25 protein-coding genes are annotated in these 26,936 nt (G+C 34.5%); 7 read left to right on the forward strand and 18 right to left on the reverse strand.

From position 1 onward, the window contains the following. Window positions 1-18: 18 nt before the first annotated feature. The 7 genes from GQ46_RS00340 to GQ46_RS00370 form a co-directional block, all read right to left on the reverse strand. On the reverse strand, window positions 19-1,560 hold the full coding sequence (locus GQ46_RS00340) for an acyl-CoA carboxylase subunit beta (RefSeq protein WP_044397343.1): 1,542 nt from the start codon (window positions 1,558-1,560) through the stop codon (window positions 19-21). Window positions 1,561-1,566: 6 nt separating this feature from the next. Further along, window positions 1,567-3,006 (reverse strand): acetyl-CoA carboxylase biotin carboxylase subunit, encoded by a 1,440-nt coding sequence (gene accC, locus GQ46_RS00345; protein WP_044397345.1) that lies wholly within the window; start codon window positions 3,004-3,006, stop codon window positions 1,567-1,569. 1 nt (window position 3,007) lies between these two features. Next, window positions 3,008-3,493, reverse strand: coding sequence for an acetyl-CoA carboxylase biotin carboxyl carrier protein subunit (locus tag GQ46_RS00350; protein WP_044397347.1), 486 nt, complete (start codon window positions 3,491-3,493; stop codon window positions 3,008-3,010). Between the two features lie 81 nt (window positions 3,494-3,574). Then, window positions 3,575-4,252, reverse strand: a complete 678-nt coding sequence (locus tag GQ46_RS00355; RefSeq protein WP_044397349.1) for a PrsW family intramembrane metalloprotease — start codon at window positions 4,250-4,252, stop codon at window positions 3,575-3,577. A gap of 273 nt (window positions 4,253-4,525) precedes the next feature. Further along, window positions 4,526-5,080: an NUDIX domain-containing protein gene (locus GQ46_RS00360; protein ID WP_044397351.1), complete on the reverse strand. Its 555-nt coding sequence runs from the start codon at window positions 5,078-5,080 to the stop codon at window positions 4,526-4,528. 10 nt (window positions 5,081-5,090) lie between these two features. Then, complete coding sequence (locus GQ46_RS00365) at window positions 5,091-5,864, reverse strand: bifunctional 2-polyprenyl-6-hydroxyphenol methylase/3-demethylubiquinol 3-O-methyltransferase UbiG (protein ID WP_044397353.1); 774 nt, start codon at window positions 5,862-5,864, stop codon at window positions 5,091-5,093. Window positions 5,865-5,876: 12 nt separating this feature from the next. Next, the gene (locus GQ46_RS00370; RefSeq protein ID WP_082041683.1) at window positions 5,877-8,933 is read right to left on the reverse strand and encodes a DUF2723 domain-containing protein; all 3,057 of its coding nucleotides are present in this window, start codon (window positions 8,931-8,933) and stop codon (window positions 5,877-5,879) included. A 313-nt stretch (window positions 8,934-9,246) separates the two neighbouring features. Between GQ46_RS00370 and GQ46_RS00375 the strand changes: the two genes are divergently transcribed. From GQ46_RS00375 to GQ46_RS00385, 3 genes are all read left to right on the forward strand, one after another. After that, window positions 9,247-9,807 carry a hypothetical protein gene (locus GQ46_RS00375; protein ID WP_044397357.1) on the forward strand — a complete coding sequence of 187 codons (561 nt, stop codon included), beginning with the start codon at window positions 9,247-9,249 and terminating at the stop codon, window positions 9,805-9,807. A 19-nt stretch (window positions 9,808-9,826) separates the two neighbouring features. After that, on the forward strand, window positions 9,827-12,502 hold the full coding sequence (locus tag GQ46_RS00380) for a T9SS type A sorting domain-containing protein (RefSeq protein WP_156133063.1): 2,676 nt from the start codon (window positions 9,827-9,829) through the stop codon (window positions 12,500-12,502). A 98-nt stretch (window positions 12,503-12,600) separates the two neighbouring features. Continuing rightward, entirely contained in the window at window positions 12,601-13,614 is a 1,014-nt protein-coding gene (locus tag GQ46_RS00385) for a hypothetical protein (protein WP_044397360.1), read from the forward strand. On the opposite strand, the gene GQ46_RS00390 is transcribed toward GQ46_RS00385, so the two are convergent. Both GQ46_RS00390 and GQ46_RS00395 read right to left on the reverse strand, forming a co-directional pair. Next, a complete protein-coding gene (locus tag GQ46_RS00390; RefSeq protein WP_044397361.1) occupies window positions 13,615-14,778 on the reverse strand; it encodes an aminotransferase class V-fold PLP-dependent enzyme in 1,164 nt (387 codons plus the stop codon). It lies immediately after the preceding gene. A gap of 78 nt (window positions 14,779-14,856) precedes the next feature. Further along, entirely contained in the window at window positions 14,857-15,945 is a 1,089-nt protein-coding gene (locus GQ46_RS00395; protein ID WP_044397364.1) for a M42 family metallopeptidase, read from the reverse strand. A 122-nt stretch (window positions 15,946-16,067) separates the two neighbouring features. Here GQ46_RS00395 and GQ46_RS00400 point away from each other — a divergent pair, with 122 nt between their 5' ends. Beyond that, window positions 16,068-16,766 (forward strand): DUF4294 domain-containing protein, encoded by a 699-nt coding sequence (locus GQ46_RS00400; RefSeq protein ID WP_044397366.1) that lies wholly within the window; start codon window positions 16,068-16,070, stop codon window positions 16,764-16,766. Continuing rightward, on the forward strand, window positions 16,766-17,392 hold the full coding sequence (locus tag GQ46_RS00405; protein WP_044397368.1) for a hemolysin III family protein: 627 nt from the start codon (window positions 16,766-16,768) through the stop codon (window positions 17,390-17,392). The genes GQ46_RS00400 and GQ46_RS00405 overlap by 1 nt, the downstream gene beginning before the upstream one ends. A 23-nt stretch (window positions 17,393-17,415) precedes the next feature. Here the strand turns inward: GQ46_RS00405 and GQ46_RS00410 are convergent, their stop codons facing one another. From GQ46_RS00410 to GQ46_RS00425, 4 genes are all read right to left on the reverse strand, one after another. Continuing rightward, window positions 17,416-18,567, reverse strand: coding sequence for a two-component regulator propeller domain-containing protein (locus GQ46_RS00410; RefSeq protein ID WP_197077320.1), 1,152 nt, complete (start codon window positions 18,565-18,567; stop codon window positions 17,416-17,418). A gap of 145 nt (window positions 18,568-18,712) precedes the next feature. Continuing rightward, window positions 18,713-19,141 (reverse strand): DUF4268 domain-containing protein, encoded by a 429-nt coding sequence (locus tag GQ46_RS00415; RefSeq protein WP_044397372.1) that lies wholly within the window; start codon window positions 19,139-19,141, stop codon window positions 18,713-18,715. Between the two features lie 177 nt (window positions 19,142-19,318). Further along, window positions 19,319-19,990 (reverse strand): ZIP family metal transporter, encoded by a 672-nt coding sequence (locus GQ46_RS00420; RefSeq protein ID WP_044397374.1) that lies wholly within the window; start codon window positions 19,988-19,990, stop codon window positions 19,319-19,321. Then, on the reverse strand, window positions 19,991-20,722 hold the full coding sequence (locus tag GQ46_RS00425; RefSeq protein ID WP_082041787.1) for a bifunctional 2-polyprenyl-6-hydroxyphenol methylase/3-demethylubiquinol 3-O-methyltransferase UbiG: 732 nt from the start codon (window positions 20,720-20,722) through the stop codon (window positions 19,991-19,993). A gap of 90 nt (window positions 20,723-20,812) precedes the next feature. Here GQ46_RS00425 and GQ46_RS00430 point away from each other — a divergent pair, with 90 nt between their 5' ends. Further along, window positions 20,813-21,973, forward strand: a complete 1,161-nt coding sequence (locus GQ46_RS00430) for a class I SAM-dependent RNA methyltransferase (protein WP_044397378.1) — start codon at window positions 20,813-20,815, stop codon at window positions 21,971-21,973. A 52-nt stretch (window positions 21,974-22,025) separates the two neighbouring features. On the opposite strand, the gene GQ46_RS00435 is transcribed toward GQ46_RS00430, so the two are convergent. Genes GQ46_RS00435 through rlmD form a run of 3 tightly spaced genes read right to left on the reverse strand, consistent with a single transcriptional unit; the run spans window position 22,026 to window position 24,694 of the window. Then, window positions 22,026-22,739 (reverse strand): DUF6048 family protein, encoded by a 714-nt coding sequence (locus GQ46_RS00435; RefSeq protein WP_044397380.1) that lies wholly within the window; start codon window positions 22,737-22,739, stop codon window positions 22,026-22,028. Continuing rightward, a complete protein-coding gene (locus tag GQ46_RS00440) occupies window positions 22,711-23,268 on the reverse strand; it encodes a hypothetical protein (protein ID WP_044397382.1) in 558 nt (185 codons plus the stop codon). Before GQ46_RS00440 ends, GQ46_RS00435 begins: the two co-directional genes overlap by 29 nt. A gap of 13 nt (window positions 23,269-23,281) precedes the next feature. Next, a complete protein-coding gene (gene rlmD / locus GQ46_RS00445; RefSeq protein ID WP_044404315.1) occupies window positions 23,282-24,694 on the reverse strand; it encodes a 23S rRNA (uracil(1939)-C(5))-methyltransferase RlmD in 1,413 nt (470 codons plus the stop codon). Between the two features lie 216 nt (window positions 24,695-24,910). Between rlmD and rocD the strand changes: the two genes are divergently transcribed. After that, complete coding sequence (gene rocD, locus GQ46_RS00450; RefSeq protein WP_044397384.1) at window positions 24,911-26,191, forward strand: ornithine--oxo-acid transaminase; 1,281 nt, start codon at window positions 24,911-24,913, stop codon at window positions 26,189-26,191. A gap of 59 nt (window positions 26,192-26,250) precedes the next feature. Here the strand turns inward: rocD and GQ46_RS00455 are convergent, their stop codons facing one another. Together GQ46_RS00455 and GQ46_RS00460 are read right to left on the reverse strand one after the other, a co-directional pair. Continuing rightward, on the reverse strand, window positions 26,251-26,658 hold the full coding sequence (locus tag GQ46_RS00455) for a DUF2752 domain-containing protein (RefSeq protein ID WP_044397385.1): 408 nt from the start codon (window positions 26,656-26,658) through the stop codon (window positions 26,251-26,253). Then, window positions 26,651-26,935 carry a CD225/dispanin family protein gene (locus tag GQ46_RS00460; RefSeq protein ID WP_044397387.1) on the reverse strand — a complete coding sequence of 95 codons (285 nt, stop codon included), beginning with the start codon at window positions 26,933-26,935 and terminating at the stop codon, window positions 26,651-26,653. Before GQ46_RS00460 ends, GQ46_RS00455 begins: the two co-directional genes overlap by 8 nt. Window position 26,936 lies beyond the last annotated feature (1 nt).

A 26,936-nucleotide genomic window follows, 5' to 3' on the forward strand; every position in this document is an offset into this window, starting at 1 on the left:
TTTTGAGTGGCTTTAATTTTATAAGGGGATATTTCCATGTTTTCGTTTTGGTGTATTCACAACTTTGTTTTCCAGCATCGAAAAGGCTTTAATTAGTTTTCTTCGCGTCTCTTGTGGTAAGATGACTTCATCAATAAAACCACGTTCTGAAGCACTGTAAGGATTTGCAAATAGCTTGGCATATTCGGCTTCTTTTTCTTGCCACTTTTCTTCAGGATTATCGGCCGATTTGATTTCATTTTTAAAAATAATTTCAGCCGCGCCTTTTGCGCCCATCACCGCAATTTCGGCACTAGGCCAAGCAAAATTCATGTCTGCCCCAATGTGCTTAGAGTTCATCACATCGTAAGCGCCACCATAAGCCTTACGGGTTATGACGGTAACACGCGGTACTGTGGCTTCGCTAAAGGCATATAAAAGTTTTGCTCCGTTAACAATAATACCGTTCCATTCTTGATCGGTTCCTGGTAGGAACCCTGGAACATCTTCTAAAACCAATAAAGGAATATTAAAAGCATCACAAAACCTTACAAATCTAGCAGCTTTTTTAGAACTGTTTACATCTAAAACACCTGCTAAAAACTGCGGTTGATTCGCAACAATACCAATACTTCTTCCTCCAAGTCGCGCAAAGCCAACAATGATGTTTTCGGCATAATCTTTATGGATTTCGTAAAAAGAGTCTGCATCAATAATACCGCTAATGACACTATGCATATCATAGGGTTTATTAGCATTGTCTGGAATGATGTTAGATAAGCTCTCTCTAATTTCATCTTTTAATTCAAAAGGAAGTAGGGCAGGTGTCTCTGTGTTATTTTGTGGTAAATAGCTTAGTAGTTTTTTTATAGCTTCTAAACATTCAATGTCATTAGCAGAGGTTTTGTGCGTCACACCAGATTTTGTAGCATGAGTGCTGGCACCACCAAGTTCTTCAGAGGTTACTGTTTCATTAGTGACTGTTTTAACAACGTTGGGACCTGTTACAAACATATAACTGGTGTCTTCAACCATTAATGTAAAATCTGTCATTGCGGGCGAATACACGGCGCCACCAGCACAGGGTCCCATAATGGCAGAGATTTGCGGAATGACGCCTGAAGCTTGTACGTTTTTATAGAATATATCTGCATAACCACCCAATGAGCGTACCCCTTCTTGAATACGGGCACCTCCAGAATCGTTAAGTCCAATAATAGGAGCTCCAACTTTTACGGCTAAATCCATAATCTTACAGATTTTTTCGGCGTGGGTTTCAGATAAAGAACCACCAAAAACGGTAAAATCTTGAGCAAATACATAAATGAGTCGACCGTTTACGGTACCGTAGCCTGTAACTACACCATCACCAAAAAACTGCTGATTTTCCATTCCGAAATCTTTAGTTCTATGGGTTACTAAAGCACCTATTTCTTCAAAAGAACCTTCGTCTAAAAGGTAGTTAACACGTTCGCGCGCGGTTAATTTCTTTTTTTCGTGTTGTTTGTTTATTCTATCCTGTCCACCACCTAAATAGGCTTGTGATAATTTTTCGTTTAAATCTTTTATTTTAGAATCCATGATTGTCTAGTTTGGTAAACGTAATAGTTTTTGGTCTTCAATATATTGTTTCACAGCGACTAGCGCTGCTATTTTTGCCTCTTCTTCTTGCTTTTCTTTTAGAGCTTCAGGAGAATAGTATTGTTTTACAAAATGCGTATTGAAATTTCCTGAACGAAAGGCCTCGTGTTCAAAAACAAAGCTTCCGAAAGGTAACGTGGTTTCAACCCCTTCAATCTTATAATCATTAATGGCTTTTAGCATGAGTTGAATCGCTTCATTCCTTGTTTTTCCATAAGTGATTAATTTTGAAAGCATAGGATCGTAATATATAGGAATATCCATCCCTTCTTCAAAACCGTTATCGACGCGAATGTTGTCACCCACAGGCAATTTATAAACGTCTAAACGGCCTACACTTGGCAAAAAGTCGTTTAAAGGATCTTCAGCATAAACACGTAATTCTAAAGCGTGCCCATTAATTTTTAAATCTTCTTGTTTTAAAGGCAGTACTTCGCCGCGGGCCACACGAATTTGAAGTTCGACTATATCTGTTCCAGAAATTAATTCTGTCACGGGGTGCTCCACTTGTAATCGGGTGTTCATTTCCAGAAAATAGAAATTATGAGCATCGTCTAAAAGAAATTCAACCGTTCCAGCACCTACATAATCACAAGCTTGCGCTACTTTTATAGCCGCTTCACCCATTTTATTCCGTAATTCCGGAGTTAAGACAGACGAAGGCGCTTCTTCAACTACTTTTTGATGACGACGCTGGATACTGCATTCTCTTTCAAAAAGATGAATAACATTACCATGCGTATCTGCCATGACTTGAATTTCTATGTGACGCGGAGAGGCTACATATTTTTCAATAAAAACAGAACCATCACCAAAAGCGTTTACAGCTTCACTGATTGCTCTTTGCATTTGTGATTCAAAATCGGCTTCCTTTTCAACAACACGCATGCCTTTTCCACCACCCCCAGCAGAGGCTTTGATGAGTATTGGGAAACCTATCTTTGCTGCAATAGTTTTTGCTTCAGCAATATCTGTAATCGCTTCTTCGGTTCCCGGAACCATAGGAATATTATAGGCTTTAACCGCTTCTTTAGCCGCTAATTTGCTTCCCATAATTTTTATGGCTTTAGACTTAGGGCCAATAAAAATCATATTGTTTTGTTCTACTTTTTCAGCAAATTCTGCATTTTCACTTAAGAAACCATAACCTGGATGAATAGCATCTACGTTTAACTGTTTTGCAACTTCTATTATTCTATCTCCTAATAAATAGGATTGATTTGAGGGGGCTTCACCAATTAAAACCGCTTCATCTGCATATTTAACGTGTGGTGCGTTTCTATCAATAGTAGAATAAACAGCAACTGTTTTAATGCCCATTTTTTTTGCAGTTCGCATCACACGAATGGCAATTTCTCCTCTATTTGCAACTAATAACTTTTTCATTCTATTCAAATTCTATTAATAATTGACCTTTATCTACCGCTTCTCCTTTGGCTACAGTAATAGCTTTAATAATGCCATCTCTAGGCGATAGGATACTATTTTCCATTTTCATAGCTTCAAGGATTAATAAAGGTTGGTTTTCTTCAATAGTGTCACCTACAGAAACACTAATATCTAAAATTAAGCCAGGCATTGGTGCTTTTATAGCATTGATTAGTTTTGATGCGCCAACTGCAAACCCCATAGCTTTTATTAGCACATCTAATGCATCTGAAATGACTACGTAATACGTGTTGTTGTTCACCGCTACGGTATATGTTTTGCTATGGAAATTGGCTTCAGTAATTTCTGCTTGAAACGGACTATTGTTTTGCAGAATATGGCTTTTAGAGTCTGATACTTTTATGGCATTCAAGTTAGAAACCTGTGCTTCGGTTATCTCAAACTCAGTTAAATCATTGACTTTAACTTTATAACTATTGGTCATACGTATTTTTTTGAAGTGTAAATATAATTATTATACCAAGTGGATTTAGATAATGGCATACTTATAATTTTGTAAAAAAAGCTAAGGGACTTTAAAATGGGAAGCCAGTTGATGTCTTTGTATGGCCTTTCGAGATAAGAAAACACCAATAAATAAAGAGATAAAAGCACCAATCCAAATACCAGGAATAAAATCGATAAATAAAAAGAAATCATAAGTGCCATGAAAAAGAATAGCGAGTAACAAACCGGCGAGATTGAGCTTTATTCTGTTTTTTGAGAACTTCGCTTTTCCCATAAAATAGCCCATTAAAATTCCAAAAGTAGCATGGGCAGGTACGGCAGTAAACGCTCTTAGTAAGGCTGTAGTTGGCCCACTTTCTAACACATAGAAAATATTTTCTGTAGCAGCGAAACCCATAGAAACCATCACGGCATATACGATACCATCAAAAGGTTCGTTAAATGCCACTCTGCGCTGTGCAAACAATAAAATGATGAGATATTTACTTAACTCTTCGCTAAAACCAACGACGAAAAAAGCTTGAACAAATTGTTGCATGACACTTAAACCATTGGTTAAAGGTGCTAATACATTAAAAACACTGTAGAGTAGGGTTGTGATAATGATACTTACTATTGCACCTAAAAGAAAAGAAACTAAGAGCAAACCCATAGGTTCTTTTTCGTATTTATCTTTTAAATAAATGTAAACGATAACTATAAAAATAGGTGCAAGCGCAAAGACAATTAAATCCATAAAACGAAAGTATGAAAATAAAAAGAACCCTCCGAATTTCCTTTTCGGAAATCACAGCACCTTTTTTAAAAGGTAGGAGTAGACCGATTAAAGTTTATTGCTTAATGACTATATATATTATTAAATTCAACTATTTTAAAAATGGAAATTAAACAAATACAACAAAATTATTCAATCGAGTTATCAAGTCTGAGTGAACAGCTCTCCTCTTTTTTTAAAGCCAAGAATGAATTCAGATTTTCCTTAAAAAAGCTGAAGAAAGAGGAGTTAAAATTACGCTATTATTTTCTGAATACTCGCCAATACAAACTCATAATATTTACTGTTAGATGTCACAAAATGCCCATTAGTTTCTGAGTGTTTCAGTAAATCTTTAAAGGTTTCAATGGAAACTAATTTTAAAGCTTCCACTTCTTCGGTCTGAAGTATGAGTTGGCTGATATCGACTTTTAATTCAGTGATGTAGGTGTTGTGAAATTCATTGTCAATAATGCCATTGGGATAGGTTTGAAAACACTCAAAAACGCCAATTTTATGCAAATCGGTTTCTAAGATTGAGAGCCCGATTTCTTCTTCAATTTCTCTTATAGCACCAGATTTTAATGTTTCACCAGCCTCAATATGTCCAGCAACACTAACATCCCAAAGTAGAGGATAGATGATTTTTGAGGCCGCACGTTGTTGCAGCAAAATTTCACCTGTAGCAGTAAAAAACCAAATATGCACCGTATTGTGATAATGTCCTTTGCCATGAATTTCACTTTTTGGTGCCGATTTACCAGTGGGTTGGCCTGCTTTAGTAACGATGTCTATTCGTTCGTTTTGCATAGAATAAATTTCATTTTTTTAAGATACAGAAAAAATCTAAGGTATTTTGAGAGTATTCTTGAAGGGAATAATCTTCTAAAGTTATACCATTAACCAAATGGGTATTCTTTTTTAATAACTTATTTCTATTTATTCTATTAGCAAGTTCATAAGGTATTTTGAGGAGTACAGTGGGTATTTTGTACTGTATTTTAAATATGTCGAAACGCAAAAATCGCTCTACAGATTGTTTGTTTTTTAAGTAATAAGCATCTGTTTTTTTATTCCCTTGTATTCCTTCAATAGTATAGGTTTTAAAGTTGTTTTTTATTAAACTGTTAATCTCTTTATAATTATATTCTTTAAAGTGCCAGGGATTTCTAGCTATGGATTTTTTAGAGTTAGGGGTAGTTATATACGCCTTACCATGGGTCTTTAAAACGCGATGTATTTCTTTTATAAAAAGATTGACATCTTTTATATGCTCTATAACTTGAAATGAGATAACGACATCAAAACTATTGTCTTTTAAATTGTACATAGGTGGGATATTTTGATTTAAGACAGTTGTTTGAGGATGTTTGGATTTAATTTTTTTCAGTACATGTTTAGATTTATCTATAACGGTTAAAGATTTAGCTTGTTTTAAAATAACTTCTAATCCATAACCCTCACCACAACCAATTTCCAAAACATCGCCAACTATGTGTTGTGCAACAAGTTCATAAGCTTTTAATGTTCTTTGAAACAAAGGGTTGTCTGATATAATTTGAGAAGAAGTTATTTCGGTTGAAAAAGAAAACATGAATAGTGTAATTTAGTAGGGCCAATTTAATTTTTTCCAGTTTGCATAGCCATTTTCAAATGTTTTGAAACGCTTTATATTTTTGTTTAAAATGGTTTTATCACCTGGAAACTGTTGTATCATTTGTAAGTACATGGTTTTTAATTTCTCAGCATGCCTGACATTTATTATTGGATTTGGAGGGTTAAAAGAAGTCATCCATTTTAGTTCTTCCCAAATGTTATTCATAGCTAATGCGCATATTTGAGATCCTTTTTTATCTAATCCCGCTCTAAAATATAATTTACCTAAGGCGTAAGCATATTGTTTGTATGCTATCGTTTTGTTAGGAAAGAGAAGAAAGCATTTATCTAATACAGCAACTGCTTGTTCGGTCTTGCCTTCTTCAAATAATGCTTGAGATAGAAAGTAATAATTACGCCTTAAAATTTCTTGAACATAGGTTTTGTTTTCAGGTGCAATATATGCTGAGGCATTATTTAAACCATCAAAATTAAGTGTATCCATCATATAGGGATACATCATACTGGTGTTAATAATTTTTGGGTTTAATAATGAATCTTTTCTTTTAATGGGAGCTAGCTGCTCTACCATACCGTTTTGAATAAAATAATTCTGCAAACCTAAATAATGGTTTTTTTTGCCATTGATGGCAAAACATATGGGCCTGTCATGAATATTATTTGCAATAACATTAAATAATACAATTTCATTTAAACCATAAAATTTTTTAGAATAGGTCCACTTTATTTCTTTTGTATAGACAGCGCTAGCTACTTTAGCTACAAAACTCTTGTTTTTTGCTTTTAACGTATCGATTGGTATAGAGAACGCTGTTGAAGGCATGAAATGTTTTAGTTTTCCATTCCAATTAATTCGAGTGGTACTGTCTTTAAAGAACTCAAAAAGAATTGGTAAAATAGCGGCTTCATTTGTTTCCTTTTGTAAAGGAATTAATTTATCGACTCCATTAATATAGAATTCTTTTTTTAAGTCGAATGTAATAGGTTTAGAGGCTTGTATACTCTGTTTTAGTTTTTCTATATGATTATCTAAATTTAGTTGATCAAAATTGAGAACTCTAACATCGGTACGATACTTTTCTACTTCTTGTAAATACCATAAAGGAAAAGTCATATTATCCCCATTGGTAATTAATATTGCTTGTTCTGGACATGCATCTAAATAAGCCTTTCCAAAATTATAGGCAAAACTATCATGACTACGTTGATGATCGTCCCATCCTTTTGCAAAAAGTTGCAAAGGAGAAGCTATAAAAACAACAATGGAAATAGCGATGAGTTTCACCTTATAATTCTTAATAAACTTGAAGGTATTGTAAATTAAGATGATTGATAATCCAACCCATAGAGAGAATATAACAAAGGAACCAATAAAAATATAGTCGCGCTCTCTAACTAAGATACTAGAAGGTACAGGGTTTATATATAAAGTAATACCTAATCCAAATGCTAAAAAGATAAATAGAGAGGTTAATAGATATTGTTTATGCTTAACAAGTGATAGCAATCCTAAAAGACCTAATAGGAAAGGAATAAAATAGTACGTGTTTCTGCTTTTGTCATTTTTAAAACGCTCTGGTATTATTGACTCATCTCCAATTCTAGCTTTATCTATAGAGTTAAATCCACTTGCCCAATTACCATCTGTTATATAGCCAAGACCGTGATTACTATTTTGTTTTCCAATAAAATTCCAAAATAGATATCTTAAATTTAACCAGCTGACTTGATAATTCATGAAAAAGCTTAAGTTTTCTTTGTATGTTGGTTTTAATATTTTTACATTTTTTCCTTTTACAGGATAAAAGATAGGTTCACCTTTAATGGTTGTCCAGGATTTGTAATTGTTTTCATTGCCAGCATCAAATAGTCTAGGAAATATCATTGAAAATTCATCGGCATAATTAACATGTTTATACTGACCTGTATGCACAGTGCTATATTTTTTTATATCTGAGTTATAAGTTATTGTAGGTGTACCATTTATAAAAGGTTCATCTTTATCTAAGGGTGCATTATAGGTAGGCCCCTCTAGTAAGGGGATGCTTCCAATTCCAAACTGCTCACCCTTAATGTATTGTAACATTCTATTGCTCGTACTTACTCCATTGGCGATTAGAGTATTGGCATTAGCCCTTTGCTGTGGCATGATATAGGAAGACACTCCAATTAAAAAGAAAACTAAAGCTAAAGTTGTATGATGTAAATTGAAATATTCTTTTTTATGAGTAAACCATAACAGAAAAGAAAATAGCAAAACCATTAAAATTAAAACCATTACTGTGCCACTACCTACTTTTAGTTCCAACACATTCACGAACCAAACATCTAAAACATGGGCAATTTTTATTATGCCTTGTATTAAAAACAGATAAATACTAAAAAACAAAAAAGTACCAATAACTAATGATATTAGTGTGTTTTTTAATGATAATCCATATTTTTTATGGGTAAACAATAAAGATAATGGGATAATAATAGAAATTGTTATTAAATGTACGCCAGTAGAAATACCAAGTAATAAAGCAAATAATAAAAGATATTTAATTGCTTTACTTTTATTACAGGTATTTTCCCATTTAAGCATTGTATAAAACATTGCTGCCATTAACGCAAAAGATAAGGTATAGACCTCGGCTTCGGTAGCAGCAGTCCAAAAACTATTAGAAAATGCTAAAGTTAGTGCACTTATAGTCCCTGTAAAAATTGGTAGGTATTTCGTTTCAAATACAGATTTATTACCTTGTATTTTAACAGTGATATAATGAGTTATTTTAAATAGAATAGAAATGGTTAGGGCTCCAAAAAAACTAGAAATTAAATTAGAAATAAATGGGGCTTTAGATGCCTTAAAAAGCATTAAAACACAGCTACATACCATAGTATAAAAAGGAGACCCGGGAGGATGTGTGGGCTGTAAATTATAACTACTCGTTATAAATTCTGGACTATCCCAAAACGTAATTGTACGTGATACAGAAAGGGCATATACGATAAATACAATTATAAAAAGAGTTACGCTTATAATTCTATTAATTTTTATCATGTTAGAAGCCCTAATTAATTAAAAAGTTGTGGCAAGATAGCCGAATATATTTATAATTGATATTTGATTATTAGGATTTATGTAGAAAACATAAACCCTCAAGTTTTTCGTTTAAACTTCAACAATAATTAGTTTTTATTTTTCAAATTTAAAAATTAATATTTATTTAACATTTTTTTTTAACTTTGTAGGATTAATTATTTGCCTTATTTCATAATCTCATGACGTTAAGAGATGTTTTTTTTAGTTTAAATCCGTTACTTTTTGACAATAAAATTTAATTTCGAAGTAGGTATGTGCATATATAGTTTAAATGAATATTAAATTTTTATTTTTTTTCTTAACTATTAGTCTATCTGTATTCGCTCAAAAGCGGGAACAAAGAATAGATAAAGAGTTTCCTACACCTATAGCTTTTCCCTACGATTATTTTGGGCAATACTCTGGTAATCTTAGAATTTCTAACAACACTGGAGTTTTAGCCAACGTACCCACAGAGTTTTCAATATCCAAATCGGAAAAAGAGGGTGAATTTGATTATTCACTTGTATTCATTGAGGGCAAAAAAAAGAAAGTCAACCTTTATAAAATTTTCACAATAGACCAAGAGCAAGGTTTTTATGCCATTAAAAGTGGAGATGGTCTAGAATTTACAGCGACATTAATAGATAATACCCTCTTTAGTACTTACGAAATAAATGATAATATTATATCTAGCATTCTCGAATTTACTAATAGCGGCAAAGTGAGATTACAAATCATATTATCAACTAAAGTAAAAAATAAAAAAACCAAGAATTTAAAAGAAGACCAAGCAAAATATGCTAATGTTAAGCAAATACAAAAAGCAGTGCTTAATAAAATAGCTTTTTAATCAATCCTAACCATTTATTATGAAAACAATTTACTCAATTTTATGCTTTTGTATGTTTACCATACTCTCTACACAAGCACAAACCTTAAACGAAACCATGGGTACGGGCTCTGGAGTTAATATTACTTCTGGAGATTTTAATACGATGTACGGTGATAGTACAGGTAGTTCTTTAACTTCTGGATCATTTACTGTGTTGATAGGGTATCAAGCAGGTAGAAGTGTTACAACTAGTGAATTGGTAGCTATTGGTTATCAAGCGGGTTATGCCAATACAACAGGTTTTGATAATACATTTATTGGCTTTCAATCTGGCTCATCTAACACCACTGGGGGAGATAACACGTTTATAGGTGCAGAATCAGGAGAGTTTAATACAACAGGATATGACAATACCTTTGTAGGTGAAGAGTCTGGAGCGAATAATACGACTGGATATGAGAACACCTTTATTGGAGAAGATGCCGGTTTTAGCAATACAACAGGGTACAAACAAACGTTTATAGGAAACGAAGTGGGTATTTCATCTAATGTGGGCTATCGTAACACTGGAGTAGGTAGCGAGGCTATGAGCGATGTAGATGATGGGCACCACAACACAGGTTTGGGTGACTCTGCAGCCATAGATATTGGTGATGGAATCTATAATACAATGGTTGGTGCCGCTTCTGGTGTAGCAACAGAATATGCGGATTATAATACATTTATTGGGGCACAATCAGGCTGGGATAATAACAGAACAAACAGTCTTACTAATGCAAACCACAACACATATGTGGGTTTTTCTGCTGGATTTACAAACAGAGAAGGGCAGTATAATGTAGGTATGGGGTCTTTAGCCGATTTTGATAATACAAACCGTTCTAATACCATGTTCTTTGGCTATAACATTACAGCAAGTAATAATAATGTCATGGGATTTGGTAACAACTCTTTTATTGATGGACAATATTCTATCTCTTTAGGACAGGGTCATGACGTTAGAGGTGATTATTCAATTATGTTGGGATATCTAGGAAACATGCAAGGTTTAGCAGATTATTCCGTGGGTATTGGAGATCGTGTGGATATTGAGGAAAATGATGTGGTTGGTATAGGTCGCTCAGTCGACGTAGACAACCAATATGCAGTGGCCATTGGATCCACAACCATTGCACAAAATGATGGTGCTATTGTTATTGGTTATACAGCGTCTTCAACAGATCCAGATACATTAGATCCGACAAATAATATTGCCATTGGATATGCGGCAAACGTACAAGGTACCAATGCGGTAGCTATTGGTAATGCAGCAACCGCAGTTAATGATAATACCATGGTACTTGGTGGTGCTACAAATCCTTTAAGTGTTGGGATCGGTACAGATTTACCTAATGCTAATGCTTCCTTAGACTTAACAGGGTCTAATAAAGGGTTATTATTTAACAGAATGACCACAGCACTGAGAACCACTTTAGAAGCTAGTTTAACCACTGTAGAAGAAGGTTTAGCAGTCTATGATACGGATGATAGCTCACTTTATGTATGGGATGGTACAGCATGGTCAAGTGCTATTAATACTGATGCGCAGGATCTTTCTTTAGCAACGAATACCTTGAGTATCTCAGGGAGTACCTCTACCGTAGATTTATCAGCATATTTAGATAATACCGATGCGCAAGCTATTTCAATGGCTTCCGATGTATTGAGTATTACAGGTGATGCAGCAACTGTTGATCTATCAGGATATTTAGATAATACCGATGCGCAAGCTATTTCGATAGCCTCCGATGTATTGAGTATTACCGGTGATGCGGGAACTGTTGATCTATCAGGGTATTTAGATAATACCGATAGTCAAGAATTGGCTATTGCAGCCAATGTTTTAAGTATTTCAGGGGGCACAACAACGGTAGATTTAACCTCTTATCTAGATAATACCGATGCGCAAGATTTGGCTTTAACAGGTACGACTTTAAATATATCTGGCGGAACTGGCGTTGACTTAGTTTCATTACAAGACGGTACAGGAACAGATAATCAAAACTTATCGTTAACAGGGACAACGTTAAATATTTCTGGTGGAACTGGCGTTGACTTAGTTTCATTACAAGACGGTACAGGAACAGATAGTCAAAACTTATCGTTAACAGGAACAACGTTAAATATTTCTGGTGGAACTGGCGTTGATTTAGCCACCTTTGCTGATGGTACAGGTACAGATGATCAAAACTTAACTTCAGCAACGCTATCAGGAAACACCTTATCTGTTGCAATTGAAGGTGGTGCCTCTGTAACTGTCGATTTATCTCCTGTACTTTCTGCATTAGAAACTGAAAATGCCAATCAACAAGCTCAAATAAGTGATTTGATTTCTAGAGTCGAAATTATTGAAGCCTGTGCTTGTGATGGTACTTTGTCTCTTGTAGAGGTAGAGGATACAACCAATAGAAGCTCTGGAGCCATTTTATATCAAAACATTCCAAATCCTTTTAATGGTACAACGTCTATTAAATATTATGTCCCAATACAATTTAAGACAGCAGCTATTGTTTTTAGCAATACTTCTGGACAAATAATCGATACCATAACACTAAAGGAATTAGGAGATCAAGAATTATTTTTTAATAGTGATTCTCTAGCTTCTGGTATGTATTATTACACGTTGTATGTAGATGGAAGAAAAGTGGATACTAAAAAAATGGTTATTGAGTAACCTTAGTAATCAATCTATGACTACAAAAAGCTACACATCAAGTGTGGCTTTTTTATTTATAATTTGAAGTTTCTTTAATTGTATTTATACTAAAAGACATGAAAATACACACTATCGATAAACTTAATTTGGGATTATTACTTGCTAGTTTTATACTCGCTTGTTTTTTACCTTTTGAATTGTTTCTTTTTGGTTATGCTTTTTTAGGTCCTTTACACTATCTAACAGAAACCAATTGGATAGCAGACAAAAATTATTTTGTCATTAATACCTATTGGAAATATTTAGTTTTAGGAGCAGCAATTATTTATGCAATGCCTTATGTTTTTAGCTTACCAATTTTTTCTCAGTTTTTTAGTGAATCAATCATTCTGTTTTTTACAGGTACTGTGGTTAAATACACCAATTTTGTTTTGTTTTTCATCCTCATTTCTGCGATTCTTGCGCTATTTTATAAAACCTATAAAGCATTTGTTTTAAGTCTTTTAATTGCAGTATTGCTGTCTGTGTGGACCTACAGCTCTGAAGCTTATATTTTAATTAATGGCTTGTTATTACCAACAATCATACATGTCTATTTGTTTACGGTACTTTTTATGATCTACGGTGTTCAAAAGAACAAAACCAAATATGGCATAATAAACATCGCTCTTGTTCTTGGACTACCGTTATCATTAGTATTTTTAGATATAGATATTTTCCATTATCAATTTACACAAGGAGTGAAAAACAATTATGTGAATAATAATTTTCATGCACTTAATGCTAATTTGGCTAAACTATTTGGCGTATATGATGATCTTAGGTTCTTTTTCTATGAAAAAATAGATTTAAAAATTCAAATATTTATTGCTTTCGCCTATATCTATCACTATTTAAATTGGTTTTCAAAGACCACAATAATTGGCTGGCATAAACAATTGACAACTCAGAAAACTATAATTATTTCAGTGATTTGGGTGGTTGTCCTTTGTTTTTATTGGTACGATTACCGGTTTGGTTTAGTACTCTCAATATTTCTTAGTGTATCTCACGTTATGTTAGAATTTCCACTAAACGTTATTACTATAAGAAGCTTGTTTTCTAGTAAACTTAAGATCAATCGGAAGTAATTATTTAGCTAAAACTGAAGTCAGACAGTTTACCAGCTTTGTGAAATCGTCTGAAGTATTAAATAAATGACATGATATTCGAATATAATTTCCTCTAAAAGAAACAAAAATGTGTTGTGCTTTTAAAGCAGATTTTAGAACATTCAAATCCAAACCTTCAGGTAATTTAATTCCGAATAAATGATGTGTTCTGTAGTCATCCGTTTCAATCTCGCAACCAAAAGCTTTCAATTCTATTATAGCTTCTGTAGAAATCGCTTTACAGTACTCTTGAATGGCTTTTGGTGTCCAGTCAATCACTTGTTTTAGTGCTTCAATTTGCATTTTTACATAGATAAAACTACCACTTTCACCTGCACAATACCTATTGGCTAGCGGTTTGTATTCCGATTGGTAATTCGTTAATCCAGCAAAGTTTTCACTATTTAAACGATTGGCCCAGTTTTCTTCAATAGGCGTTCCATGATCAAAATACGCACCATAATACGCATAAGCACAGCCGTAGGGGCCAAACAACCACTTATAGCCTGCGCAAATAAGGGCATCAGGTTGAATCTCTTTTACCGAAAAAGGTAAAGCACCTACAGATTGGCTGCCGTCAATAATGAGTAACGCTTGGTGCTGTTTTGATTTTTTCCGAATCGCTTTTAAATCGAATAAGCTCCCATTAGACCAATGTATATTTCCCATGGCAACCATAGCTGTTTGATCTGTAATGGCCTCTAAAATAGCTTCATTCCAAAGTTTAACTTTGTCGGTGGTGACATTAGGAGCAGTAATGGTTTTGATTGTTGCCTGATATTTATCTGCTAATTTTTGCCAGGAATAATAGTTGCTGGGAAACTGTTCTTCTATAAGCAGTATCTCATCACCCGCATTTAATTTTACATTATTAGCCACCGTTGCCATACCATAAGACACTGAAGGAATAGTCGCTACCCGATTAAAATCGTCAGCATCTACGAGTGTTGCAAATAGTTTTTTTAACGCAATAACAGGTTCAAAATAATCTGGACCCGTAATGGTGTAAGGTCTATCTTTTTGTTTTAACGCTTCTAAGCCAGCATTGTATATCGCTTTAAAACTAGGCGATTGACTTGCCGTGTTTAGGTAGGTGATTTCTTCTGGAAGGTTAAATAAATGCTTTTGGTGTTGTATAGCCATAATGTGTTTCAGATTAAAAAAGCCTCAATGAAGAGGCTTAGTTATTATTCAGTTTTATGCCAAAGGTCTCTTAGCGACTTATTCAAAATAAGAGAACGTTTCACCATCTTTAATTTTAAGAAGCGTTTCGTAGATCATTTTTATTACATTTTCTACATCATCACGATGCACCATTTCTACGGTGGTATGCATGTAACGTAATGGTAACGAAATTAAAGCAGAGGCAACACCACCATTACTGTAAGCAAAAGCATCGGTATCTGTTCCAGTAGCTCTTGATAATGCAGAACGTTGAAACGGTATTTTATTAGCTTCAGCTGTTTCTGTAATTAAATCACGTAATTTTTGCTGTACTGCAGGGGCATAGGCAACAACGGGCCCTTTACCCATTTCTAAAGCACCTTGCTTTTTTTGTTCGATCATTGGCGTGGTCGTATCATGCGTCACATCTGTTACAATCGCAACGTTTGGCTTAATACGGTGCGATATCATTTCGGCTCCTCGTAATCCAATTTCTTCTTGTACAGAATTGGTGACGTACAAACCAAAAGGTAAGGTCTTCTTGTTTTCTTTTAACAAACGAGCGACTTCAGCAATCATAAATCCACCCATTCTGTTATCTAAGGCGCGACACACAAATTTATCCTTGTTAAGGACATGAAAGGTATCTGGATAAGTAATCACACAACCAACATGTACCCCTAATTTCTCAACATCTTCTTTCGTTGCACAACCACAATCAATAAAAATGTTCTCTGGTTTTGGCGCTTCTTCTTTAGATTTGTCACGTGTATGTATTGCAGGCCATCCAAAAACACCTTTTACAATACCTTTTTTCGTATGAATATTCACGATTTTACTGGGTGCAATCTGGTGATCACTACCACCATTTCTAATCACATAGATAAGTCCGTCATCACTAATATAATTTACATACCAGGAAATTTCATCGGCGTGACCTTCAATCACGACTTTATATTTTGCTTTTGGATTGATTACACCTACCGCAGAACCGTAAGTATCTGTAATAAACTCGTCAACATAAGGTCTCAGGTAGTCCATCCATATTTTTTGTCCGTCCCACTCGTAACCAGTTGGAGAGGCATTGTTTAAATATTTCTCTAAAAAGTCCATTGACTTTTTGTTAAGTATGCTATCTTTTGCCATTATTTATAATTTTTGTCAAAAATAACAATATTCAAGTGAATTAGAAGTTAGCATTAAGTTAATTAGTAATTTTGTCTATCTAAAATTCTATATTTGGAATGATTTTAGCTTAAGTTATCGCTATGAACTATTTGTTATCCCTTTTTTTATTTTTTCCTTTTCTGATGTTTGCTCAGGTTGATACCTTCGAGCAAGATTCAACAGAGGTTCAATATATTCTTATTGAAGGCGATTCTATTCCGCGTGAAATGATAGATCTTGAAGAAGTCATGCTGCTACATAAATTAAATTTTGATAGTAAGCAAGATCAACGACGCTACTATATTCTACGCCGTAAAACCCTTAAAGTATACCCGTATGCTAAGTTAGCAGCCGAAAGACTAGATTCTTTGACTACAAGAATAGGAAGTTTAGAATCTAGGCGGAAACAAAGAAAATACGCTAAAATTGTTCAAAAATATATAGAGGAAGAGTTTTCTGGTGAACTGAAAAAACTCACCAGAACGGAAGGTCAAATCTTAATAAAACTCATTCACAGGCAAACAGGAAAAACGACTTTTGAGCTGATTAAAACTTTACGTAGTGGTTGGCGTGCCTTTTGGTTTAATAATACGGCGAGCTTGTTTGACATTTCTTTAAAACGGGAGTTTGATCCTGAAAATGAAAAGGAAGATTATTTAATTGAAGACATCCTGCAACGTAATTTTCAATCTGGTTTATTAAAAGAGCAGAAATCTGCTGTGGCATTCGACTTTTTAGAGTTGACCAATAAATGGATTAAAAAAGAAGAAACGACAACTAATAAGAATCCTAAGCCTTAATGCGAATACAAACTAAAAAAGAAGAGTTGTGGAATGCGATTACGCATGGTATTGGTGCCGTTTTGGGCATAATAGGTTTAGTATTGTTAATATTTAGTAACACCGAAAAAACATCCTGGAGTTTATTTAGTGTCATCGTTTACGGAGTGTCTATTGTCATCTTATTTGCGGCCTCAACCTTGTATCATTCTGTTTCTAGTGAAAAGAAGAAGCATTATTTCCGCATTGTAGATCATATTAGCATTTACTTACTCATTGCTGGAACCTATACCCCAGTTTTATTAATTAGTTTAGAACAAAGCCTGGGCTGGGTACTCTTTTATGTGGTATGGGGAGTCGCTGCGTTTGGTGTGGTTTTAAAATTGTTTTTTACCGGAAGATTTAATGTATTTTCTACCTTACTGTATTTAGTTATGGGCTGGTTAATTGTTTTTGATTTTTCTAATCTTAATACGATTATGGATTCTGGAGGTATTGTTTTACTCATGCTTGGCGGATTATCATATACGGTTGGCATTGTATTTTATGCTATAGATAAGCAGCCCTTTTTTCATGTCATCTGGCACTTGTTTGTATTATCTGGCGCCGTATGTCACTTTTTGATGATTTATTTATACGTGATATAGATTGGGTTTGTGACGGCTTTACATTATTTTTCCCAAGGGCCATTTTTTGTTACAGGAACAATAGAGGTCCCATCATAGCGGAAAAGCCCTTTCCAACCACCAAACCAAAATCGCTTTTCACGATCTTCAAGAATACTTAATATTCCATTGGTATCAGCACCTTCTTTTGTGTCCAAATGGGTAAATGATGCGCCATTGAAGCGGTACACGCCATTATTTTCAGCAGCAAACCAAATATTTCCATGTGTATCTTCATGGAATCCACCTACTTCAATGCCATTTGTTAGACCATCTTTAGTAAAATTAGTGAACGTCTTACCGTCAAATCGACTTACACCGCCATACATAGTACCAATCCAAATATTCCCTTTGGAATCTTCTAGCATATCATATATATTATTGTCACAGAGGCCTTCTTTTTCTGTAAAGTGAGTAAAGGTTTCTCCATCGTATTTACAAATACCATAGCCGTCTGTGCCAAACCATATATTTCCCGCTTTATCTTCTAAAATATTTTTAATCCGATTGGGCGATAATATGGGTTTTGGATCTTTTACGTTTGCTTTTGGTATAGAAAAAGTAGTAAAAGTTTCTCCATCAAACAACGAGACACCTTCAATAGTGCCAATCCAAAACAGACCATGACGATCAATAACCATACTCCAAACGGCATTGCTTATTAAGCCTTCTTTTTTTGAAAAATTGGTAAACGTTTTTCCGTCATATTTATAAATCCCGAAACCATCGGTTGCCAACCAAACATTTCCTTTTGCATCTTCTACTATTTCATTAATTCTACTGGCTTCAATCCCATGGGCTTTGGTTATGTATTCTAGAGTATCTCCATCATACCGTAGCGCTCCATAATGATTGGTACCAAACCACAGTTGGCCTTTTTTGTCTTGAAATATGGTGCGTATCCAGTGCGCCAGCTGTCCTTCATAATAAAGCGGTACAAAAATTTCGTTAGGAATAGAGTCGTTTGGCTGAAGACTGAAAGGCTGTTTTTTATTTGGTAGTGCATTAGCTTTGACGCTGTCTGAAATGCCAATTTCCTGTTTTGAGGCCTTACCATCCTCAGGAGTCTTACAGGATAGGACTAAAAGGGATATTAGCAAGGTTAAGTAAATAGGTTGGCAAACGAGAGCCCATGCTTTGTTTTGTGAATTCACCATAATTATAATTTTATAGTATTGCTTAACGCTTTCATTTTTGAAAGCATAAGCAAAGTGTCCTATGTTTCGAATTAATAGCATGACACGTGCATTGCATATTATAAAACGCAACCAAGTTCGTTAATTATTTTGTAATATCTAGTGATTAGGCCTTTATAAAATCCTCATACTCATAAAAAAAGGCTTCAAACAAATCCATCTTTTCATTAAAGAAGACCATAACCTCTCGCCAGGTATTTTTATTGTGGATTGATACTTTTTGATCCAATATTACCGAGATTCTTGAGATTTCTTTACCATTTTCCAGAAAATGTTCTTCTTCAAAAATAGCATCAGGTAAAAAATCATCTTTTAGAATCCTTTGTAAGGATTGGAGTTTTTCCCAATAGTTAATGCGGTTTTCTAGATCGTCTTCGAGATCTAAAACTACAGCAGCTTGTTTGTTTTCAAATTGAAATTTGAAACTGAAACCTTTGATTTTAGTGTTGTATAGTAACCATTTTCTGGGAAAGGATTTTCCAAAACTCGTCCAGAATTCTTGTTTTAGCTGTCTTGATTCTTCTTTAGTAAACATTGAAAATTTTTTTTTTCATTTCTGCAAAGGCTGAAATTGCGACCATCAATCTAAAGCTTCTTTTCTTCTGGTTTCTATTAAAACCTGAATTTATATCTCCCCATTAAAAAAGTAGATAACGCCTAATCGATTACAATTACTTGTGCATTCCTATCTTTAAAGCTACTAGTAAAACTATTAAATAAAATAAGCAATAACAACAGCCAAAACGATGGTGCCTAATTTGGTAATATTGAATTTATGGTTTTCGTTGCTTTCAAATAAAATAGTAGTAGATATATGTAAAAAGATACCTATAACAATAGCAGAAATTTCTATAAAGTAGGTTTTAAAAAAACTGAAGGTCTCAGACAAATACACACCTAAGGGCGTCATAAAAGCAAAGAGAAGCATAAATAATAATGACTTGCTCTTAGGCATTTTAGAGGTTAAAAAGAATGTCGCTAAAATGACAGCAACTGGTAATTTATGAATAATCACACCATAAATTAAACCGTCATGACCATGAATAGGAATACCTTCTAAAATACTATGAATACTCAAACTTATAAAAAGTAACCAGGGAAAAGCAGTGGCATCCTTGTTAATATGTACATGGCCATGTTCGGCACCTTTAGAAAAGAATTCTAAAACGATTTGCAGTAAAATGCCAGCCATAATAAACAAACCAACGTTTTTGTTTTCCGTTAGATAAACTTCTGGTAAAAAGCTAAAAACGGTTATCGATAGGAGGAAAGCACCACTAAAGGCTAAGAGTAATTTTAAGTTTTTAGGTTGCTTGGGTTTTAATACAAAAACAATAAGAAAACCTAAAACGACAGATGCTACGGGTAATAAAAAGTTTAGCATTTATTTAAAAATGAGAATTAAACGTTCTGATTGTTTTCTGTGGTATTTATTTAGCTTATGGTCACCAAACACATCAAGTAAATAGACGCCTGCTTCTTCAAATAGTGCTTCAAAATCTTCTAATGTTAAAGCTTTAACGCGTTCTTGAAATTCAAAAGCCTCACCATTTACAGTAAATGAAATGTCTTTAATGATATAACCATTGTGCACGTAACGTTTTTGGTGAAAAGCGATGCCTTCAACCGTTTTTGTATTTTCTGCAATAAGATTATCAATGATATACTCACTATTTAGAAAATCGATCACTCCAAACCCCGTTTCATTTAAATCGGCTTTTATCGCTTTAATAGTATTTAGATTATCTTCTTCATTATCAAAATAGCCAAAACTGGTGAAGAGATTAAAAACAGCATCAAAGGTTTCAGAATAGGGTTTGCACATATTATGAACCTCAAATTTTAAGGTCTCATTTTCAAATTGTTTGGCGTAACGAATACTGTTTTCAGACAAGTCGACACCTGTTACCTGGTAACCTATTTTATTTAAATAAACAGAATGTCTTCCCTTACCACAAGCTAAATCTAAAATTTTTCCGTTTTCAGGAATGTTTAGATAGTTTGTGAGATTCGTCATAAAGGTTTCGGCTTCATCGTAATCTCGGTCTTTGTATAAAATATGGTAAAACGGTGTATCAAACCATGAAGCATACCAAGTTGTATTGTCTTTTATCATAATATTTCCCATAAAATCGGGAATCTCAATTTAGATTATTTCTAGTTGGCACAAAAATAGAGTATTTTTGCGTTTTATTGGATGAAAATAATGGAAGATAATTTCAAAATGGTTGCCAAAACCTTATTTGGCTTTGAAGAGTTACTAGCAAAAGAATTAATACAATTAGGTGCTCAGGAAGTAAAAACCGGTGTTCGTAATGTGAGTTTTGTTGGTGATAAAGGATTTATGTATAAGGCCAATTTGGGCTTGCGTACTGCAACTAAAATATTGAAACCGATTAATACGTTTAGAATTAAGAGTGAGAAGGATTTGTACGATCAAGTATATAAAATGGATTGGAGCAAGTATCTAAAAACCTCTGGTTCCTTAGCTATTGATTCTACTGTGAATTCTGAAGTTTTTAATCATTCGTTGTATATTTCTCAAAAAACTAAGGATGCTATAGTCGATAAATTTAGAGATGAAACAGGTACGCGACCTAATGTTGATTTAAAGTTTCCGGATTTAAAAGTAAATGTACATATAGATAGAGAAGTTTGTAATATTTCTTTGGATTCTTCAGGAGATTCTTTGCATAAAAGAGGGTATAAATCGGCAACGAATATTGCGCCAATAAACGAAGTGTTAGCGGCGGGACTAATTATGTTGTCTGGATGGGATGGACAGAGTGATTTTATGGATCCTATGTGTGGTAGTGGAACACTTTTAGCTGAAGCGGCGATGATAGCCTGTAATATTCCGCCTAATTTAATGCGTAAAGAGTTTGCTTTTGAACGCTGGACCGATTGGGATGTTGAATTGTTTGAAAAAATAGAAGAATCGTTATTGAAGAAAACACGCGATTTCCATCATAAATTACTTGGTTTTGATAAATCACCTAGTGCAGTGGCAAAAGCCATAGACAATTTAAAAAATGCACATTTGGACGAGTTTGTAACCATCAAACATGAAGATTTTTTTAAAACCCAGAAAGGAGGCGATGGTAAATTGCATATGGTGTTTAATCCACCTTATGGTGAGCGTTTAGATATCGATATGGAAAGTTTTTATGCTAATATTGGAGATACCTTAAAGCAAAATTACCCCAATACTGAGGCCTGGTTTATTACTTCAAATTTAGAAGCCTTAAAACATGTAGGTTTACGTCCTTCTAGAAAAATACATCTTATGAATGCAAAGTTAGAGTCGCGTTTGGTAAAGTATGAAATCTATGAAGGTAGTAAGAAAGGAAAGTACATGAATAACTAATTAATAGCCCTCAAAGTCCTTAACGTTCTGAAAAAACGAAAACTTCTTTTTCTTACTTATTCTTTTTAAAAATAGGAATTAAATAAGAAATGGTATAGCCATATCCAACACCAAACTTACCACTATCGTAAGTTTTGTTAAACCCAGGGATGTAAAGTGTGTCAAAATTATCCGGTTGATCGTAAGATATTAAACCCTTAAGTTGTGCGTTTAAGCCAACATAAAGATTGTTTAATACTTCAGCTTTTATACCAATAATAAATTCTACCCAGACGGCAGAGAGGCCATTAAAGGCTTTAGGCTCTGTGTTGGTAAATTGCGGTGCCCAATATTGATCTTCTACATAGACCGTGTAGCTGTTTCGGGTTTGAGAAAAGGTGCTAAAACCACCTCTAAAACCAGAATAAATCATGTTCTCCATACCTAACCAATTGGTATACATGTTGTAGTCTAGTCCGCCTTTAAGGTAGCTTCCTGAAGCTGTCGCACTTAAAAAATCGGTAGTCGTTGTATTTTCTTCGGTACCTAATTCTGCTGCAAGATACCAGCTTTCTGTAAGTCTAAAATCACCATTTAATTCAAAACCCTTATAGTCTTCATCAATAGCAGTGCGAATGAGTTTGCTTAAATCGGCACCAACACGTAACCCATATTTTTGAGTATATTTTATAGAGTCGGTTACTTTTGCTGTTTTTTCCTGCGCGTTAGCCGTAAGACAAAACAGAAGTATAAGGGTGTTAATGACGTATAGTCCAGTGTGTTTCATCTTCGTTCAATACAGATTGATTATCATTTGTTGCTGCTTCAAATAGCATCCAGTTATCACCGTCGGGTTCTATAGTTACAGATACATTCTCATAGGTTGTTTTATAGCTACAGGCACGAGAGACATAAACATCAATAACTTTATAAGTAATCGTGATTACGTCTTTATTTCCGGTGGGGAAATCATCACTCGTATCGTCTGGTGTGCCATTATCATCAATAGCATAGTCTTTATAAACGGCATACTGTGTTTCACCTTCTAGTGTTTCATTTCTTTCCGTTTTTAGCGGTAAGATCATTTGTAGTTCATTATTTGTCCCATTATAATCTGCTAGGAAATGAGTACTATCGTCTGGATCTTCAACGCGTATGTCCATAACATCTTTTGTGCTTTCAGGATTGGCTAAATCTCTAAATTCGAAAATCATCCGTGGTGTAGTTGGTGTATCTTCATCACATAAGTCGTCTCGTTCGCAGGTAAATAGCGATAAAGCGCATAAGGCAAATACAATTATTTTAAAGTTTTTCATTTCATTTAGTATTCTAACGCTTTTCTAAAAGAACTATATTCTCCACATGAAACGTTTGAGGAAACATATCTACCGCTTGAACTCTAGTAACTTTATACAGGGCATCTAACAGTTCTAAATCTCTAGCTTGCGTTGCGCTGTTGCAACTTACATAAACTACTTTTTCTGGTGCAATGTTTAGTATTTGTTTAACAACATCTTTGTGCATGCCATCTCTTGGTGGATCTGTAATAATCACATCTGGGTGTCCATTAGCTGCGATAAATTGGTCGTTAAACACGTTTTTCATATCGCCTACAAAGAACTCAACGTTATCTATACCATTTAATTGTGCATTTTCTTTTGCAGCGGTAATGGCATCTGGTACAGATTCGACACCAACCACTTTTTTAACTTGTTTAGCCACAAATTGTGCAATGGTTCCGGTACCAGTGTATAAATCATAAACTAACTCGTCACCTTTTAAATCGGCAAATGCGCGTGTTAATTTATATAACTCATAAGCTTGTGCGGAATTAGTCTGGTAGAAAGATTTTGCATTAATCTTAAATTTCAAACCTTCCATTTCTTCAAAAATATGATCTTCACCTTTATAGCAAATAACCTCTTGATCGTAAATGGTGTCGTTCGCTTTTCCGTTAATGACGTATTGTAGCGAAGAAACCTGTGGAAAGGTTTCAGCGATATAATCAAGTAATAACTCGCGTTGTTGTTTGTCTTCTTTAAAAAACTGAACCAGTACCATAATGTCGCCAGTCGATGCCGTACGAATCATTAAGGTACGCAACAAACCTGTTTGATTTCTCGTGTTGAAAAATTCTAAACCATGCGCTACGGCAAATGACTTGACACCATTTCTAATAGCGTTTGAAGGATCTGCCTGCAAATGACATTTTTTAATGTCTAGAATTTTATCCCACATACCAGGAATATGAAAGCCAAGCGCATTTCTATCACCCAGATCTTTATCACTTTGTATTTCTTCTAAAGTTAACCAACGTGAATCACTAAAAGAGAATTCCATTTTGTTTCTGTAAAAGTACTGCTCGCTAGAACCAAGAATAGGCGTGACTTCTGGTAATTCGATATGCCCAATTCTGGTGAGGTTATTGGTAACCTCTTTTTGCTTATAGAACAACTGATGCTCATAACCCATATTCTGCCACTTACAACCACCACAAACACCAAAATGTTGGCATTCTGGTTCCGTACGTTTGTCACTCAAAGTATGAAAAACGGTCGCTTTACCTTCAAAATAAGCTTTTCGTTTTTTAAAGGTTTGCACATCTACCACATCACCCGGTACTGCATTAGGTAAGAAAATCACTTTTCCGTCTGGTGCTTTTGCCACGGTTTTTCCTTTCGCAGCGGCATCTAATACTTCAACATTAGTGAAGATTTGCTTTTTATTTTTACTTCTTGCCATAGCTGCAAAAATAGTTTCTTTTTTAGTCACAAAAAACACTATCCAAATATTTTAATTCAATCGTAATATTTAGTAATTTGCGAATTCTTAAGGGATGATTTCTCTCCCACGCTGAATTTTCGATTCTCACCGTCATTAAATTTGTAGTGAGTTTAGACTTCGAAAGGAAAAAGGTACAGAAGGAATGGCTACTTTATAAATTTAAATTAAAAAAAAATGGCTGTTTTAGAACACTTAACCTCGCAGCAAGCGATGGACTTAGAAAACAAATATGGAGCGCACAACTACCATCCACTTCCTGTGGTATTGAGTAGAGGTGAAGGTGTGTACGTATGGGATGTAGAAGGCAAAAAGTATTATGATTTTTTATCGGCATATTCTGCTGTAAACCAAGGACACTGTCACCCTAAAATAGTTGGGGCAATGACAGAACAAGCGAAAACTTTAACTTTAACCTCAAGAGCATTTTATAATGATATGCTGGGTAAGTTTGAAAAATACGCAACAGAAACCTTTAATTTTGATAAGTTATTACCAATGAATACTGGTGCTGAAGCTGTGGAAACCGCTTTGAAATTATGTAGAAAATGGGCTTACGAAGTTAAAGGCATAGATGAAAATGAAGCTGAAATTATTGTCTGTGAAAATAATTTCCATGGAAGAACGACTACAATCATTTCATTTTCTAACGATTCGGTAGCGCGTAAAAACTTTGGACCATACACAAAAGGGTTTATAAAGATTGAGTATGATAATCTAAAAGCTTTAGAAGCCGTTTTAACGAGTAATAAAAATGTTGCCGGTTTCTTAGTAGAGCCTATTCAAGGGGAAGCGGGTGTTTATGTGCCAAGTGACGGGTATTTGGCTGCGGCTAAAGCCTTATGTGAAAAGCATAATGTATTATTTATTGCAGACGAAGTACAAACAGGAATTGGAAGAACAGGTCGTTTACTAGCGACATGCGGTAATTGCTCTTGTGCAGATAAACATTGCTCTGGTACACCAGAAGTAAAGGCTGATATTTTAATTTTAGGAAAAGCCTTATCTGGAGGTGCGTATCCTGTGTCTGCTGTTTTAGCCAATGATAACATCATGAATGTTATAAAACCAGGAAACCATGGGAGCACATTCGGTGGAAATCCTGTCGCTGCAGCTGTTGGTATTGCTGCCTTAGGGGTTATTAAAGATGAAAAACTTGCCGAAAATGCGCAACAATTAGGGGAGTTGTTTAGAGCTGAATTAACTAAGTTTATTGAAACGTCAAACATAGTAAATGGGGTAAGAGGAAAAGGCTTGTTAAATGCCATTCTAATTAACGATACCGAAGATAGTGAGACGGCTTGGAATATTTGTATCGCATTACGTGATAACGGATTATTGGCAAAGCCAACACATGGGAACATTATTCGTTTTGCACCACCATTAGTAATGACAGAAGCACAATTATTAGATTGTGTGGCTATTATTATTAAAACATTAAAGCAATTTGAAAAATAGATCGTTTAAACTTCTGTAACAATAAAAGCGGTTTTCATAATCTTTGAAAATCGCTTTTTTTATGGCGCTAATATTGAAAACGGATAACTATCTATATTGCGTAAGATCCAAAACAAAATAATAGCGACTAAAATAGCTTTAGTGGTTTTAGATTTGTGAAGCAAATTGTTATAGTGTTTATTAAACTGGGTGTTAGCAATGCTAATAAAAGCCTGGTATCCTAAAACGATGATAACAAGTAATAGGAGTAAGTTGTGATTAAACCCTTCAACAATATGCCCACTAAAAATAGCATGTAGCGCACGCTGGGTACCACAACCCGGACAATGTAAATTTGTCGTAGTATAGAAAAAACACTTTGGGAATAATTTTGAAACAGAAGGGTCATAAAAAAAATATAGTGATAGCATCCCGAAAGAGACCATCACTATACCTAGTATTAAAAGTATTTTTATAGGTTTAGCCATTTGCTGCTCCAGCAAGTATGGCAAATCCTGCAAAAACCATCCATAAAATAAATACTAAACCAGCCAATCCTACAGAAACTAATCCCCAGGTTTTAGCATTTTTAGAAGCACTTTCAGCTAAAGCATAATTACCATCTTCATAAGCGCTATTTACTTTTGTAGCATAAACAATACTTACTATTCCTACAGGAAGACAGCACAATATGGTACTGATAATGGCTAATGCTAAATAACTATTAGGTCTTGGTGGTTTGTTGGTGTTTTCTATTTGTTCCATT

The sequence above is a fragment of the Lacinutrix sp. Hel_I_90 genome (assembly GCF_000934685.1).
Taxonomy (GTDB): domain Bacteria; phylum Bacteroidota; class Bacteroidia; order Flavobacteriales; family Flavobacteriaceae; genus Lacinutrix.

What these genes read in the sequence shown, in the direction of transcription:
- GQ46_RS00340 (WP_044397343.1), bottom strand. Translation starts at nt 1,560, where the DNA reads ATGGATTCTAAAATAAAAGATTTAAACGAAAAATTATCACAAGCCTAT.
- accC (WP_044397345.1), bottom strand. Translation starts at nt 3,006, where the DNA reads ATGAAAAAGTTATTAGTTGCAAATAGAGGAGAAATTGCCATTCGTGTG.
- GQ46_RS00350 (WP_044397347.1), bottom strand. Translation starts at nt 3,493, where the DNA reads ATGACCAATAGTTATAAAGTTAAAGTCAATGATTTAACTGAGTTTGAG.
- GQ46_RS00355 (WP_044397349.1), bottom strand. Translation starts at nt 4,252, where the DNA reads ATGGATTTAATTGTCTTTGCGCTTGCACCTATTTTTATAGTTATCGTT.
- GQ46_RS00360 (WP_044397351.1), bottom strand. Translation starts at nt 5,080, where the DNA reads ATGCAAAACGAACGAATAGACATCGTTACTAAAGCAGGCCAACCCACT.
- GQ46_RS00365 (WP_044397353.1), bottom strand. Translation starts at nt 5,864, where the DNA reads ATGTTTTCTTTTTCAACCGAAATAACTTCTTCTCAAATTATATCAGAC.
- GQ46_RS00370 (WP_082041683.1), bottom strand. Translation starts at nt 8,933, where the DNA reads ATGATAAAAATTAATAGAATTATAAGCGTAACTCTTTTTATAATTGTA.
- GQ46_RS00375 (WP_044397357.1), top strand. Translation starts at nt 9,247, where the DNA reads ATGAATATTAAATTTTTATTTTTTTTCTTAACTATTAGTCTATCTGTA.
- GQ46_RS00380 (WP_156133063.1), top strand. Translation starts at nt 9,827, where the DNA reads ATGAAAACAATTTACTCAATTTTATGCTTTTGTATGTTTACCATACTC.
- GQ46_RS00385 (WP_044397360.1), top strand. Translation starts at nt 12,601, where the DNA reads ATGAAAATACACACTATCGATAAACTTAATTTGGGATTATTACTTGCT.
- GQ46_RS00390 (WP_044397361.1), bottom strand. Translation starts at nt 14,778, where the DNA reads ATGGCTATACAACACCAAAAGCATTTATTTAACCTTCCAGAAGAAATC.
- GQ46_RS00395 (WP_044397364.1), bottom strand. Translation starts at nt 15,945, where the DNA reads ATGGCAAAAGATAGCATACTTAACAAAAAGTCAATGGACTTTTTAGAG.
- GQ46_RS00400 (WP_044397366.1), top strand. Translation starts at nt 16,068, where the DNA reads ATGAACTATTTGTTATCCCTTTTTTTATTTTTTCCTTTTCTGATGTTT.
- GQ46_RS00405 (WP_044397368.1), top strand. Translation starts at nt 16,766, where the DNA reads ATGCGAATACAAACTAAAAAAGAAGAGTTGTGGAATGCGATTACGCAT.
- GQ46_RS00410 (WP_197077320.1), bottom strand. Translation starts at nt 18,567, where the DNA reads ATGGTGAATTCACAAAACAAAGCATGGGCTCTCGTTTGCCAACCTATT.
- GQ46_RS00415 (WP_044397372.1), bottom strand. Translation starts at nt 19,141, where the DNA reads ATGTTTACTAAAGAAGAATCAAGACAGCTAAAACAAGAATTCTGGACG.
- GQ46_RS00420 (WP_044397374.1), bottom strand. Translation starts at nt 19,990, where the DNA reads ATGCTAAACTTTTTATTACCCGTAGCATCTGTCGTTTTAGGTTTTCTT.
- GQ46_RS00425 (WP_082041787.1), bottom strand. Translation starts at nt 20,722, where the DNA reads ATGATAAAAGACAATACAACTTGGTATGCTTCATGGTTTGATACACCG.
- GQ46_RS00430 (WP_044397378.1), top strand. Translation starts at nt 20,813, where the DNA reads ATGGAAGATAATTTCAAAATGGTTGCCAAAACCTTATTTGGCTTTGAA.
- GQ46_RS00435 (WP_044397380.1), bottom strand. Translation starts at nt 22,739, where the DNA reads ATGAAACACACTGGACTATACGTCATTAACACCCTTATACTTCTGTTT.
- GQ46_RS00440 (WP_044397382.1), bottom strand. Translation starts at nt 23,268, where the DNA reads ATGAAAAACTTTAAAATAATTGTATTTGCCTTATGCGCTTTATCGCTA.
- rlmD (WP_044404315.1), bottom strand. Translation starts at nt 24,694, where the DNA reads ATGGCAAGAAGTAAAAATAAAAAGCAAATCTTCACTAATGTTGAAGTA.
- rocD (WP_044397384.1), top strand. Translation starts at nt 24,911, where the DNA reads ATGGCTGTTTTAGAACACTTAACCTCGCAGCAAGCGATGGACTTAGAA.
- GQ46_RS00455 (WP_044397385.1), bottom strand. Translation starts at nt 26,658, where the DNA reads ATGGCTAAACCTATAAAAATACTTTTAATACTAGGTATAGTGATGGTC.
- GQ46_RS00460 (WP_044397387.1), bottom strand. Translation starts at nt 26,935, where the DNA reads ATGGAACAAATAGAAAACACCAACAAACCACCAAGACCTAATAGTTAT.